11 protein-coding genes are annotated in these 13,712 nt (G+C 65.0%); 6 read left to right on the forward strand and 5 right to left on the reverse strand.

Annotation, left to right across the window (positions count from 1 at the left end; genetic code table 11):
- Positions 1 to 174: 174 nt before the first annotated feature.
- Positions 175 to 1,758: an alkaline phosphatase family protein gene (locus BTH42_RS10535; RefSeq protein ID WP_075298845.1), complete on the reverse strand. Its 1,584-nt coding sequence runs from the start codon at positions 1,756 to 1,758 to the stop codon at positions 175 to 177.
- Between the two features lie 102 nt (positions 1,759 to 1,860).
- On the opposite strand from BTH42_RS10535, the gene BTH42_RS34300 reads away from it, so the two are divergent.
- Together BTH42_RS34300 and BTH42_RS10545 are read left to right on the forward strand one after the other, a co-directional pair.
- Positions 1,861 to 2,757 (forward strand): IclR family transcriptional regulator C-terminal domain-containing protein, encoded by an 897-nt coding sequence (locus BTH42_RS34300; protein ID WP_083654730.1) that lies wholly within the window; start codon positions 1,861 to 1,863, stop codon positions 2,755 to 2,757.
- Between the two features lie 40 nt (positions 2,758 to 2,797).
- A complete protein-coding gene (locus BTH42_RS10545) occupies positions 2,798 to 3,382 on the forward strand; it encodes a hypothetical protein (protein WP_256701942.1) in 585 nt (194 codons plus the stop codon).
- Here the strand turns inward: BTH42_RS10545 and BTH42_RS10550 are convergent.
- Positions 3,376 to 4,077, reverse strand: coding sequence for a FadR/GntR family transcriptional regulator (locus tag BTH42_RS10550; protein ID WP_075298847.1), 702 nt, complete (start codon positions 4,075 to 4,077; stop codon positions 3,376 to 3,378). The two genes, BTH42_RS10545 and BTH42_RS10550, sit on opposite strands and share 7 nt — an antisense overlap.
- A gap of 165 nt (positions 4,078 to 4,242) precedes the next feature.
- Here BTH42_RS10550 and BTH42_RS10555 point away from each other — a divergent pair, with 165 nt between their 5' ends.
- The 4 genes from BTH42_RS10555 to BTH42_RS10570 all read left to right on the forward strand — a co-directional run bounded on the left by BTH42_RS10555 (position 4,243) and on the right by BTH42_RS10570 (position 9,992).
- Positions 4,243 to 5,397, forward strand: coding sequence for a mandelate racemase family protein (locus BTH42_RS10555; RefSeq protein WP_075298849.1), 1,155 nt, complete (start codon positions 4,243 to 4,245; stop codon positions 5,395 to 5,397).
- 252 nt (positions 5,398 to 5,649) lie between these two features.
- Positions 5,650 to 6,837 (forward strand): porin, encoded by a 1,188-nt coding sequence (locus tag BTH42_RS10560; protein WP_075298851.1) that lies wholly within the window; start codon positions 5,650 to 5,652, stop codon positions 6,835 to 6,837.
- Between the two features lie 23 nt (positions 6,838 to 6,860).
- The gene (locus BTH42_RS10565) at positions 6,861 to 8,672 is read left to right on the forward strand and encodes a transporter (RefSeq protein ID WP_075298853.1); all 1,812 of its coding nucleotides are present in this window, start codon (positions 6,861 to 6,863) and stop codon (positions 8,670 to 8,672) included.
- A 150-nt stretch (positions 8,673 to 8,822) separates the two neighbouring features.
- Positions 8,823 to 9,992 carry an oligogalacturonate lyase family protein gene (locus BTH42_RS10570; protein ID WP_075298937.1) on the forward strand — a complete coding sequence of 390 codons (1,170 nt, stop codon included), beginning with the start codon at positions 8,823 to 8,825 and terminating at the stop codon, positions 9,990 to 9,992.
- 1 nt (position 9,993) lies between these two features.
- Here BTH42_RS10570 and BTH42_RS10575 read toward each other — a convergent pair whose 3' ends face one another.
- From BTH42_RS10575 to BTH42_RS10585, 3 genes are read right to left on the reverse strand one after another with little or no spacing between them, the layout of a single operon-like run.
- Complete coding sequence (locus tag BTH42_RS10575; RefSeq protein ID WP_075298855.1) at positions 9,994 to 11,094, reverse strand: M14 family metallopeptidase; 1,101 nt, start codon at positions 11,092 to 11,094, stop codon at positions 9,994 to 9,996.
- Between the two features lie 35 nt (positions 11,095 to 11,129).
- Positions 11,130 to 12,323 carry a M20 aminoacylase family protein gene (locus BTH42_RS10580; RefSeq protein ID WP_075298857.1) on the reverse strand — a complete coding sequence of 398 codons (1,194 nt, stop codon included), beginning with the start codon at positions 12,321 to 12,323 and terminating at the stop codon, positions 11,130 to 11,132.
- A gap of 36 nt (positions 12,324 to 12,359) precedes the next feature.
- The gene (locus BTH42_RS10585) at positions 12,360 to 13,694 is read right to left on the reverse strand and encodes an MFS transporter (RefSeq protein WP_256701946.1); all 1,335 of its coding nucleotides are present in this window, start codon (positions 13,692 to 13,694) and stop codon (positions 12,360 to 12,362) included.
- Positions 13,695 to 13,712: the final 18 nt, after the last annotated feature.

Below are 13,712 nucleotides of genomic sequence, written 5' to 3' on the forward strand. Positions count from 1 at the left end.
CTGACAGCGCGCGGGGGGTGCTGCCGGGGCCGGTGCCCGTTGTTGCGGCTGATGCCGCGGTACTGCTACTACCTCTCTCCCTGATGCCTGCTGCTTGATGCGTGATGCGGATGCCGCTTGATGCGGTTGTTCGCGATTCCTTATTAACTGCCTGCCGCGAGCCGAGCGGTGTGATTACCAGTCGCCGAGCAGAATGCCGCCCTTCTCCGACACCTCGGTCCAGCGCTCGACCATCCGCGCCGGCGCGGTCTGCCGCAACGTGCGATGCCGCAACCAGTCGAACAGCGCTTCGTGCATCCGCGTCCTGACCGCCGCGTGCGCACTGTGGTTGCCGAGATCGACCAGTTCGTCCGGGTCGTTCTCGAGATCGAACAGCTGCGGGCGAAAGCCGTCGTAGTACACGTATTTCCAGCGCCCGTCGCAGGCCATGAAGCAACGGCAGCCGTCGAGTTCGCGGCCGAGCCGCGTACGGGTGCGCGAGCGGAACGAGTAGTCGAACTCGCTGAAGACCATCTCGCGCCACGGCGTGTTCGCATCCGCGCCGTGCAGCAGCGGCTGCAACGAGCGGCCCTCGACGATATGGGCAGGAATCTCCACGCCGCATGCGTCGAGAAAGGTGGGCACGAGATCGATCGCCTCGACGAGCCGGGTCTCGACGGTGCCGCGCGTCGCATCGGCCGCGCGGCGCGGATCGACGACGATCAGCGGCACGCGCGCGGACGCATCGTGAAACAGCTCTTTTTCGCCGAGCCAGTGATCGCCGAGATAGTCGCCGTGGTCGCTGGTGAACACGATCAGCGTGTCCTGGTCGCGGCCGGTTTCGCGCAGGAAGTCGAACAGCCGGCCGAGGTGATCGTCGATCTGCTTGACGAGGCCCATGTAGGTCGGCACGACCGTGTTGCGCACTTCGTCGCGCGAGAAGCTCAGGCTTTCGTCGTGCTGCATGAACGCGTCGTACACCGGATGCGGGTTGTCGCGCTCGGCTGCGGTACGCGCGACCGGCTTCACGTCGTCGGGACCGTACATGTCGTTGTACGGCGCGGGCACGATATACGGCCAGTGCGGCTTGATCAGGCTCAGATGCAGGAACCACGGCGCGTCGCCCTGCTCGCGGATGAACGACATCGCGCGATCGATCATGTACGGCGTTTCGGAATCCTTCTCGTCGATATTGGCCGGCAACGACGCGTGGCGCATCTTCCAGCCGCTGAGAATTTCGCCGTCCGGGCCTTGCGCCGAATTCGCGTAGTCATGCCAGGGATTGTCGCCTGCGTAGCCTTTGCCGCGCAGGTACTCGCAATACGGCGTGGCGACGCGTTTGCCGAACAGGCCGGGATGAATGCCGTCGTCGCGATCGTACGGCTCGAAGCCGCATTCCTCGACCAGCACCGCGCGCTCCGAACCCTTCTCCATCCCGAGCCGCTGCATGCCGGCGGTATCCGCAACCATATGGGTTTTGCCGGCCAGCGCGACGCGCATCCCGTGCGGACGCAGATAATCGCCGATCGTCAGCTCGCCGACCGGCAGCGGCACGAAATTCCAGTACGCGCGATGACTCGCGACATAGCGGCCGGTGTAGTACGACATGCGCGACGGCCCGCATACGGGGCTCTGCACATACGCGCGTTCGAAACGCACGCCGCGCTGCGCGAGCGCGTCGATATTCGGCGTGGCGAGCGTCGGGTGTCCGTAGCAGGACAGATAATCCCAGCGCAGTTGATCGCACATCACGAACAGGATGTTGCGGACTGTCTCCATCGTTTTGATCTCCTTCAGGTGGAGCTAAGGTAGATCAACGCGTCGACATTACCGAGCGATTTCGACTAACATTTCACCCAGTGAAACGCACGGGAATTGGCGATGTGGTCTCCGAAAGTCAAGACGATCGATGCGCTCGAGCGCGGGCTGGTCACGCTGAAGACGCTGCAGGAGATGCAGAGCGCGAGCCTGCACGACCTGCATTTGCGCACCGGCATTCCGAAGGCGACGCTGCTGCGCATTCTTCTGACGCTGGAGCGCCAGGGGCTGATCTGGCAGCGTCTCGCGGACGGGCTGTTTCGTCCGAGCTATACGCTGCACGAGCGCGCGCGGCGCATCGACCGGGCCAATCATGTGATCGAATGCGCGGCGCCGGAACTCGAACAGCTGCAAGCGAGCATCCTGTGGCCGTCCGATCTCGCGGTACGGCGCGGCACGACGATGGAGTTGTGCGAGTCGAACCGTCCGCAGTCGTACTTCGTCGTCAATCGCGACAAGATGGGCTACGAGATCAACATCCTGCGCTCGGCGGTCGGGCGCGCGTATCTCGCGTATTGCCCGGACGACGAACGCGAAGACATCCTCGCGACGTTGCGCGCCCACCCGCGCGCCGGCGACGAGCTGGCCGGCAATCGCCGCTATGTCGCACAGATGCTGCGCGACACGCGCCAGGCCGGCTACGGCGTGCGCGATCGCAATTTCGGCGGCTCGTACGACAAAAGCCGCAGCGCGTACAACGACGGACTATCCGCGATCGCGGTGCCGATCATGCTGCCGGACGGCACGGTGGCCGCGTGCATCAATATCGTGTGGATCGAACGGCTGTTCAAGACTGAGGAAATGGCCGCGAAACATCTGAAGCGGCTGGTCGACGCGTCGCGCAAGATCGCGGCGAAAATAGCGGGCAGCGCAATGGAAACTCAGGAATCCGCAGCGTCCGATAGCGGTGGCCAGAACCGGCAGCCGGCCGCGCCGGCGCGCAAACTCCGTTCGTCGTAACCTGTCGAACGGGCGATGTCATCACCGATGGAGGGGCGTCATGCTGAACCATACTGAAGGCGATTGCGACGGCAGCACAGCGGTCATTGCAACCGCAAAGCGACGCGGTATCGCGTCCGCTGTAGCGAGCAGGGCAACAACCCGCGCAACGGCGTTGCTTGCCGCGACCCTGCTCGGCGCCTGCGCGCAGCCGCTGACCGCATTCCAGCCCGGCGACGACGCCGCGCTGCTGACCACCCGGCTAGGCCACCCGGCCGAAACCTACAACCTGCCCGACGGCGGCAAGCGCCTGATGTGGCCGACCCAGCCGCTCGGCTATACGACGGTCGCCGCGGATGTATCGGCGGACAACAGGATCGAGAGCGTGCGCCAGGTGCTGCAACCGGGCGAATTCAACCAGGCGAAAGTCGGCAGCTGGACGCGCGAAGACGTACTGGTGCATTTCGGCCGCCCCGCCGAGAAGAAAACGCTGCCGCGCCTGAACGAGGAAGTGTGGAGCTATCGCTATCAGGACAGCGGCGTCTGGCATCTGCTGTACAACTTCTATTTCGACCAGTCCGGCGTGCTGCGGCTCACGCAGCAATCGCCCGATCCCATGCGGCAAACCGGCGACACGCTTTACTGAGTGCCCTCCGCACTCTTCAAGCGCGCGCGGCTATTGGACAGGTGCATGTACATCGCCGCGCGCGCGCCATCCACGTCGCCGCGTGAAATCGCTTCGTAGATATTCGCGTGTTCGCTGTTCACGCGGCTCGCGTAGTTCGACGGATCGAGCCGCGGGCGCGGCGCGAACGACGGATCGAGCTGCGACAGCACATCGACGAAAAACGGATTGCCGGTCGCGCGCGCAATCTGGATATGAAACTGGAAGTCGTACGGCGCCGCATCGACGCCGGCGCTCGCGTGCGCTTCGAGTTCGTCGAGCGCGAGCTTGATCGCCGCGAGGTCCTGGCGCGACGCGCGCTGCGCGGCGAGACCCGCGCTTTCCGTCTCGATACAGATACGTAGCTCCAGAATCGCCAGCACGTCGCGGCGCGTGCGCGCGGCGGCGGGCGTCAGTTCGACGGTCGGCGCCGGCGCGCCCGCGTCGAGCACGTAGCTGCCCATTCCCTGGCGCGTCTCGATCAAACCCGACATCCGCAGCCGCTGCACCGCTTCGCGCGCGACCGCGCGGCTCACTTCCTGGCTGCGCATCAGCTCGAACTCGGTCGGCAACTGGTCGCCCGGCTTCAGCGCGCCGCTGCGGATCTGCTCGCTGAGCCAGTCGAACACGTTTTCGGCACGCCGCCGCGTGCGGCGTACGGGCAACGGAGAATTCATTGAGTCGTCCAAATGCGTTGTGGTAAATTGTCCGTCATACGATGACTGACAGTAGTTGATCTACCGAGTATACCGCTGGCGCCGCGCGCCGGCGATCTCCGCTCGCCGTCCGGACGCCCGCGCGCGCCGCGGCGGACGGGATTCCAACCTCCGAGGAACCGACCCATGAAGATCGAACGCGTGACGCGCACCGTGTTTACCTATCCCACGCGGCGCGCCGTCGACAGCGGCGGCCATTCGCATCCGGGCGACGAACGGCAGGCGCAGATGGCGCTGCTGACCATTCAGACCGACGACGGCGCCGCCGGCCACGCGTTCGGCCCGCCCGAGGTGATCCGCGAAGAACTGCTCGCCGCGCACGTGCGGCGGGTGCTGGGCGGCCGTCACCCGTTCCAGCGCGAGGCCATCTGGCGGGAGCTCGCGCACCGCCAGCGCGGCAGCGCCGGGCAACTGACCGACCGCGCGCTCGCGGTCGTCGATCAGGCGCTGTGGGATCTGGCCGGGCGCGCGCTGAACACGCCCGTGTACCGGCTGATCGGCGGCTATCGCGACAAGGTGCCGGCCTACGGCAGCACGATGTGCGGCGACGAGCTGGCCGGCGGGCTCGCCACCCCCGACGACTACGCGCGCTTCGCCGAGAAGCTGGTCGCGCGCGGCTACAAGGCCATCAAGCTGCATACGTGGATGCCGCCGGTCTCGTTCGCGCCCGACGTAACGATGGACATCCGCGCGTGCGCGGCGGTGCGCGAGGCGGTCGGCCCGGACATCGCGCTGATGCTCGACGGCTACCACTGGTACAGCCGCACCGACGCGCTGCGGATCGGCCGCGCGCTCGAACAACTGAATTTCGCGTGGTTCGAGGAGATGATGGACGAACAGAGCATGGCCTCGTACAAGTGGCTCGCCGACCAGCTCGACATCCCGATCGTCGGGCCGGAGTCGATGTCGGGCAAACATCATCTGCGCGCCGACTGGATCGCCGGCAACGCGTGCGACATCCTGCGCGCCGGGGTGGCCGGGGTCGGCGGCATCTCGCCGACGCTCAAGGTCGCGCACCTGGCCGAATCCTTCGGGATGAACTGCGAGGTTCACGGCAACGGCGCGGCCAACCTGGCCGTCACCGCGGCGATCGCGAACTGCCGCTGGTACGAGCGCGGGCTGCTGCATCCGTTCCTCGACTACGACACGCCGCCCGCCTACCTGCGCAGCCTCGCCGATCCGATGGATACGGACGGTTTCGTGCATCTGTCGCAGGCGCCGGGGCTCGGCGAGGACATCGACTTCGAGTACATCGCCGCGCATACGGTGCAGGGCAACTGAAGGCCCGGGCGGACGCCGGCGCGACACGGCGAGCGCCCTCAACACCCCCACCGCATCTCTAAATCACTCGCGAGGGTATACCGCTATTGAGGCAGTTGTTCGATGACTGATAATGTTCGTTGTCGGTTGTACGATGACGAATAAATAAAAACAAGTCATCCAGCAACCGGTGCAAACAGACACCCGTCCGGCCGCTCGCAGCAACAACAGCGGCCGGGCACGACCTTCCAACGTGAACGCAAGTGAATCAGGATGTCGATCGCAAATAGAACATGCACGGCTCTCGCACTGTGCATCGGCCAGCTGGCCGCTACGTATTCGCCCGAACTGCTGGCCCAGGAGACGCCGGTGCAGTTCTCGGGCTGGACCGACAAGGCCTACTCGCCCGCCGGCGGCGATTCGGTCAATTTCTATGGACGCTTCATCAACTCGGTCGACTGGGTCACGGGCGGCGGCAATCCCGCCAGCGTGCGGATGGCCAACTACGGCTCCGCATGGGGCTTTCGCGGCTCGGAGACGCTGACCCCGGACCTCAAGGCGGTGTTTCAGGTCGAGAGCGCGTTCAGCACGACCGACGGCACCGGCACCTTCGGCGGCCGCGAAACCTTCGTCGGCCTCGCCAGCAAGACCTTCGGCTCGCTGCGGATGGGCCGCTTCCAGGCGCCGTACGACCGCCACGGGATATTCGGCGACACGCTCGCCGAAACCCAGGGGCTCGGCATCACCACGGTGCTGTGGTCGAACTGCGGCATCGCGATGAAAGGCACCGCCGGCTATACGAAAGCGCAAGGCTGCTTCGACATCAAATACCCGACCTCGATCCGCTACGACTCGCCGCATTTCGGGCCGGTTTTCGGCGCGGTGCAGTACTACGCGTACGACCAGGACGTCCACAACGGCGGCCTCGGCGCGCCGCACGTGTGGTCCGGCTCGCTGAACTACGTGAGCGGGCGATTGCAGGCGGCGATCGGCTTCGAGGGCGACTACGGCGTGCTCGGTCCCGGCCAGAACAGCTACGCGGCCGAGATCGTCGCCGGCTATCAGCTCACGCAGTCGGTCTACTTCGGCGGCATCGTCCAGCAGCTCAATTACGAGGTCAACGCGCAGCGCCAGAACATCCGCCAGAACATGCTCGGCCTCGTCGCGCGCTATACGCCGGGACCGTGGGGCTTCGAGCTGAACTACGGGATCGCCGGCAGCGGCTACGGCAGCGCGCCGACCGGCGCGTCGGTCGGCGCGGTCAAGAAAGGCCCGGACACCGGCGCGCAGCACATCGTCTTCACCGCCCGCTACGACATGTCCAAACGCACCGCGCTGTACGGACAGCTGGTCGCGCTCAGGAACGCGTCGAACGCGATCTACGGCATCAAACCGATGGGCGTGCAAAGCCCCGGCAAGGATCAGCAGGGTGTGTCCCTCGGCATCATTCACTACTTCTGAGCAGGCTTCACGCGGAGCAACGCATGGACATCAATATTCTCGTCGTGGTCGCGTATATCGGCTTTCTGATCGCGATCACCCTGTCGTTCCGTTCCTTCAACCGGAACACCAGCGACTATTTCAGCGGCGGCGGCAAGGTGCTGTGGTGGATGGTCGGCGCGACCGCGTTCATGACGCAGTTCTCCGCGTGGACGTTTACCGGCGCGGCATCGAAGGCGTTCAACGACGGTTTCGCGATCGTCGTGCTGTATCTGGCCAACGCGGTCGGCTATCTGAGCAACTACCTGTACTTCGCGCCGCGCTTCCGGCAGATGCGCGTCGTGACCGCGACCGAAGCGCTGCGCTCGCGCTTCGGCCGCACCAGCGAACAGAGCTTCGTGTGGCTCAGCGTGCTCGACGGGCTGCTGTCGGCCGGGCAATGGCTGAACGGTCTGGCGATCATCACCGGCGCGGTGTTTCATCTGCCGGTCGGCACCGTGATCGTCGGCACCGGGCTGGTGGTGATCGCGATGGCGCTCGCCGGCGGCGCATGGGTGATGGTCGCCTCCGACTATCTGCAGATGCTGATCGTGATGGCCGTCACGTTCACCTGCGCGATCGTCGCGCTCGGCAACGCGGGCGGCATCACGCCGATCATCGGCAGCTTCAACGATACGTTCTGGATCGGTCACGGCTATGCGTATGCGGGGCTGTTCGCGGTGTGGGTCGTGATGATCGTCGTCAAGCAGATTTTCATGATGAACAACGGGTTGAACTCGTATCGCTATATCTGCGCGAAGGACAGCGAACATGCGCGCAAGGGTGCGCTGCTGACCTGCGTGCTGAGCATTCTCGGGCCGCTCGTGTGGTTCGTGCCGGCGTGGTTCATGCACTACCGGATGCCCGATTTCGCCGGCGATTTCGGCATGCTCGGCCACGATGCGCGCGAAGCGGTGTTCGTCGCGTTCGTGTCGAAGTTCATGCCGGCCGGGATGCTCGGCCTGCTGATGGCGGCGATGTTCGCCGCGTCGATGTCGGCGATGGACGCGGGCATCAACCGTAACGCCGGGTTCTTCGTGCGCAATTTCTATCGCACCGTGCTGCGTCCGGCGGCCAGCGAAAAAGAACTGATGGTCGCGTCGAAACTCGCTTCGCTGGTGTTCGGCCTGATGGTGGTCGGGGTCGGCATGGCGATCAACGCGGTGCACGGAATGACGTTGTTCGACATCCTCGTCACGCTGAGCGCGATGGTCACGTTCCCGCTCGCGGTGCCGGCGATGCTCGGCTTCGTGATCCGCAAGACGCCCGACTGGTCGGGCTGGGCGACGCTGCTGGTCGGCCTCGTGGTGTCGTACGTGTTCGGCATGGTGATCGGTCAGAGCACGATCGAAGGCTGGTTCGGCATCAAGCTGAGCGGGCGCGAATGGGCGGATCTGCGGGTGTCGATCGTGCTCGCCGCGCATGTGGTGATCACCGGCGGCTTCTTCGTGTCGACGCGCCTGTTCTATACCGAGAAGGACGCCGCGCGCGCCGCCGAACGGCGCGACCTGTTCCAGCGCTGGGACACGCCGGTCGAAGCCGACCAGAGCGACGCCGCCGCCGACAGCCAGCGCGAGCATCGTCAGCGCGCACTGCTCGGCCGGCTCGTGTGCCTCGCCGCGGTCGGCATCATGGCGCTCGCGCTGCTGCCCAACGGGATGAACGGCCGCTTCGTGTTCCTGATCTGCGGCGCGATCCTGCTGATTCCGGGCGCGTGGCTGTATTACTCGGCCAGTGCGAACCGGATGGCCGCGGTCGAGCAGCGCCGCAATGCCAAAGACAACGTGAAAGGCGAGATGACGCGCTCGCGCACCTGAGAAAAGCACCGCGGGGAACCTGAGAGAAAGCCGCGAAGAACCTGAGAGCGCGTGAGGGCAACGACCCTCACCGCGAAAATCGAATAAACGAAACGCATGGAACCGTACGCGCGACAAGCACGCCGCGCGCGCCGTTCCGAAGGACTGACTATGAGCAAGGGCAACACGCTGCAACTGCACTACACCGAACGCACCGATCCGCTGACCGGCGCGAAGGTCACGCGGCTCACGCCGCCGGAGGTGACCTGTCATCGCAACTACTTCTATCAGAAGTGCTTCAGCAACGACGGCCAGCGTCTGCTGTTCGGCGGCGGCTTCGACGGTCACTGGAATTACTGGCTGCTGGATCTGCCGACCGGTGTCGCGACGCAACTGACCGAAGGCCCGGGCGACAACACGTTCGGCGGCTTTCTGTCGCCCGACGATACGCAGCTGTACTACGTAAAGAACGACCGCCGTCTACACCGGCTCGATCTGAGTACATTGGAAGAAACGGTGGTCTACGAAGTGCCGGACGATTACGTCGGCTATGGCACGTGGGTCGCGAATTCAGCGTGCAACAAGGTGGTCGGCATCGAGATCGCCGCGTCCGACTACATGCCGCTGACCGACTGGCGCAAGTTTCACGAGTTCTATTTCAAACAGCCGCGCTGCCGGCTGCTCAGCATCGACCTGCGCGACGGCTCGCGCAGCGTGATCCACGAGACCAACCAATGGTTAGGACATCCGATCTATCGGCCGTTCGACGATCACACCGTCGCGTTCTGCCATGAAGGGCCGCACGATCTGATCGACACGCGGATGTGGCTGGTGGACGAAGACGGCGCCAATCTGCGCAAGGTCCACGAACACGCGGAAGGCGAGAGCTGCACGCATGAATTCTGGGTGCCGGACGGCAGCCGGATGATTTACGTGTCGTACCGCAAGGGCGATCCGCGCCGCTATATCCGCAGCTTCGATCCGCAGAGCGGCGCCGACGTCGAGCTGATGGAAATGCCGCCGTGCTCGCATCTGATGAGCAATCACGACGGCTCGCTGCTGGTCGGCGACGGCTCCGACACGCCGGTCGATGTCGCCGACACCGGCGCGCATACGATCGAGAACGATCCGTACCTGTACCTGTTCGAACCGGCGACGCGCACGACCCGCCGCATCGCCGCGCACAACACGTCGTGGAAGGTGCTGGACGGCAATCGCCAGGTCACGCATCCGCATCCGTCGTTTGCGCCGGATAACCGCAGCGTGCTGTTCACGTCCGATTGCGACGGCCAGCCCGCGCTGTATCTCGCGGAACTGCCCGCCGCTACCGCCTGCGCGTGACCTACGCGATAACCGGCTCGCGCGACAGGCCGGTCACCCCTTGCAGGATCGCGGCGCGCGCCTGACCGAGAATCAGCCCGCGCCACACATCGTCCTCGCAGTAGAAACCCGCGCGAATCTCCGCGCGGATCGCATCGAGTTTTTGCGGATCCGCATCGGGATGCCGGCGCACCCACGCATCGGCGCGCAGCCGATGCAGCATGTCGACGAGCGGCACCGTGCCGTACTCGATCGCAATCGCGGTGGTTCGGGCATGCGTGCTCGTACGGCGCAGCGTATCGAGCAACGGCCCCGCGACATTGGCTGCGACCGACGTGCCGTCGAGCGGACTCGTCACATCGGCGCCCCACCATGCGCGGGCGCGCTGCAATTCATCGGCGGCCAGTTGGCCCACGCAGATTTTCTCGCCGTGCCCGTACGGCCCGAGCCCGGTATGAAAATCGATCCAGCCGATGCTGTCGCACGCGCCGCCGTACTGTTCGAGCAGCGTCTGCAATAGCCGCGTGCTCCACACGGTGCGCGCGCCGCCGAAGAACATCCCGTCCGCGTGGCGATACTGGCCGATCGTCAGCGCCTGTTGATACGCGGCCTCGCCGCGCTCTTCGATGTACCTGGTAATCGCCGCCGCGTTCTCCGCTGACGGCGGCCACGCGGGCGGCACCAGCAATGCGCGCAGATCGTCGTACGCGGGATTGACCGGCAACGGCTGCGCGAAATCGATGCTGTTGCGATTCAGGTCGACGTTGTCCTCGTTCGTGCGGCTCAGATACGAGAAGCCGTACGGGTTGATCGCATGGACGACCAGAATCGCGACGTTCAACTTCTCGAGCAACGCGTGCAGCGGCCGGTCGTGCAAGAGCGCGATCTGCGCGGCCGAGCCGCAAAAACCTTCCACGCCATGCGTGCCCGATGTCAGCACCAGCAGGCGACGCGCGCTCGCCGGCCCGAGACGCACGACGTCGATTGCCAGTTCCTCGCCGGCGAGACCACGCTGCGCGGGGATCACGTGACTGTCTACCCGCGCCGCGATTTCGGCGGCGCTGTGCAAATACAGCCGCCGCGCGTCCGCATACGACGCGGTAAAAAACGACGATGGATTCATCGCATCTCCAGTGTCGGGAGTCAGGGCCGCGTGACTTACGCCGCCGTCAGGAACGCTTCGGTCAAACGCACCCAGTAGGTCGAACCGAGCGACAGTACGTCGTCGTTGAAATCGTAGCTGGTGTTGTGCAGCATGCACGGCCCGAGCCCGTGGCCATGATCGCGATGCTCGCCGCTACCGTTGCCGATATACGCGTAGCAGCCCGGCTTTTCCAGCAGCATGAACGAGAAGTCTTCGGCGCCCATCGTCGGATCGATATTGGTTTCGACGTGCTCGTTGCCGACGATCTGCTGCATCACGCCGAGCGCGAAATGGGTTTCCTTCTCGGTGTTGACGGTCGGCGGATAGTTGCGGCGGAACGAGAACTCGACCGAGCAGCCGTACGCGAGCGCGGTCGCTTCGGCCAGCTGCTTCATGCGGCTTTCGATCAGATCGAGCACCTCGACCGAGAACGTGCGCACGGTGCCGGCCAGCGTCGCGGTATCGGGGATCACGTTGACCGCCTCACCCGCGTTGATCTGCGTGATCGACAGCACGGCGGCGTCGATCGGCCGCTTGTTGCGCGTCATGATGCTTTGCAGGCCGGTGCCGATCTGCATTGCGGTGAACACCGGATCGATGCCGTTGTGCGGAATCGCCGCGTGCGCGCCGACGCCTTTCACGGTGATACGGAATTCGTTGCTCGACGCCTGGGTCGCGCCGACCCGCGCGCCGAATTCGCCGGCCGGCATGCCGGGCCAGTTGTGCAGCGCGTACACCGCATCGACCGGGAAACGCTCGAACAGCCCGTCTTCGATCATCGCCTTCGCGCCGCCGCCGCCCTCTTCCGCCGGCTGGAAAATGAACACCACGGTGCCGTCGAAATTGCGATGCTGCGACAGATACTGCGCGGCGCCGAGCAGCATCGCGGTATGGCCGTCGTGGCCGCACGCGTGCATCTTGCCCGGGTGCTGAGACGCATGTTCGAACGTGTTCAGCTCCTGGATCGGCAGCGCGTCCATGTCCGCGCGCAGGCCGATCGCCTTGCGGCTCGAGCCGTTGCGCAGCACGCCGACCACGCCGGTCTTGCCGAGCCCGCGGGTCACTTCGATACCCCACGCTTCGAGCTGGCGCGCGACCACGTCGGCGGTGCGGTGTTCTTCGTAGCACAGCTCCGGATGCGCGTGGATGTCGCGGCGGATCGCCTGGATGCCGGTATTGGCGTGAGCAATTTCGGGGATGATTTTCATTGGGTGTCCTTGTCGATTGAATGGCCGTGCGAGGAATTACATCAGCGGCTGTTTCGAGCGGTCTTTCAGCAGCGCGATCGTGACCAGACCGATCACGCAGCCGAACAGCCCGTAATAGACGACGGCGAGTTTGTCGTCGGTGATCTTGATCAGCAGCGTCGCGATCGCGCCGGCAAAGCCGCCGAAGATCATCACCGCGAAGTTGTAGCCGATCGCCATGCCGGTCGAGCGCACGTGCGCCGGGAACAGTTCGCAGACGAACGCGCAATACGAGCCCTGGAACAGACCGAGCGACGCCATCAGGCAGCACTGCACGAAGATCAGCACCGGCAGCGTCGGGTGGCTGGTCAGCATCGCGAACAGCGGATACGAGATCACGAGGCTCAGCAGCGTCGACGCGATCATCGGCTTCTTGCGGCCGACCTTGTCCGAGATCCAGCCGGACGCGAAGGTCGCCGCGATATACGCGATCGCCGCGCAGCACGACGCGATCACGCTGCTCGCGAACGGGATGTCGAGCGTCTTCGTCGCGTAGCTCGGCATGTAGTAATAGAAGATGTACGTGCCGATGGTGCCGTACACCGTGAGGCCGAAGCCGGCCAGAATCGCGCGCCAATGCACGGCGATCGATTCAAGGAACGGCGCCTTCGCGCTCGGCGCGCGTTGAGCGTGCTGGGCGTGCTGCTTGAACACCGGCGATTCGTCGAGCTTCGAGCGCACGTAGAGACCGACCGGCACGATCAGCAGACCGAGCATGAATGGAATCCGCCAGCCGAAATCTTCGAGCTGCTGCGTGCTCAGCAGACGCGTGAGCGCGACGCCGGTCAGCGCGCCGAGCAGCATGCTGCACGCCTGGCTGATCATCTGGAAGCTGCCGTACACGCCGCGCCGTTCGACCGGCGCATGCTCGACCAGAAACGCGGTCGCGCTGCCCACCTCGCCGCCCGCCGAAAAGCCCTGAAAAAACCGGCCGATCAGCATCAGGATCGGCGCGAAGATGCCGATCTGCGAATAGGTCGGCGCCAGCGCGATGATGCCGACGCCCACCGCCATCAGCGAGATCGTCACGACCAGCGCGGACTTGCGGCCATGCCGGTCCGCGTAATTGCCGAGCACGATGCCGCCGAGCGGACGGGTCAGAAAGCCGACGCCGAAGGTGGTCCACGCGGCGAGCAGCGACGCGGTCGGGTTGTCGCTCGGGAAAAACTGTTTCGCGATGATCGCCGCGAAGAACGAGAAGACCGTGAAGTCGAACCATTCGAGCGCATTGCCGATGGTCGCGACGACGATCACGCGCGCGTCGAACGGTTTCGCCGTGGGGGCGGCGAACGGCGACGCGGCGGACTCGCGTCGTTGAACGGATACATCCATTCCTGTCTCCTTGTGTAC

Source organism: Burkholderia sp. SRS-W-2-2016 (assembly GCF_001931485.1).
Lineage (GTDB): Bacteria > Pseudomonadota > Gammaproteobacteria > Burkholderiales > Burkholderiaceae > Paraburkholderia.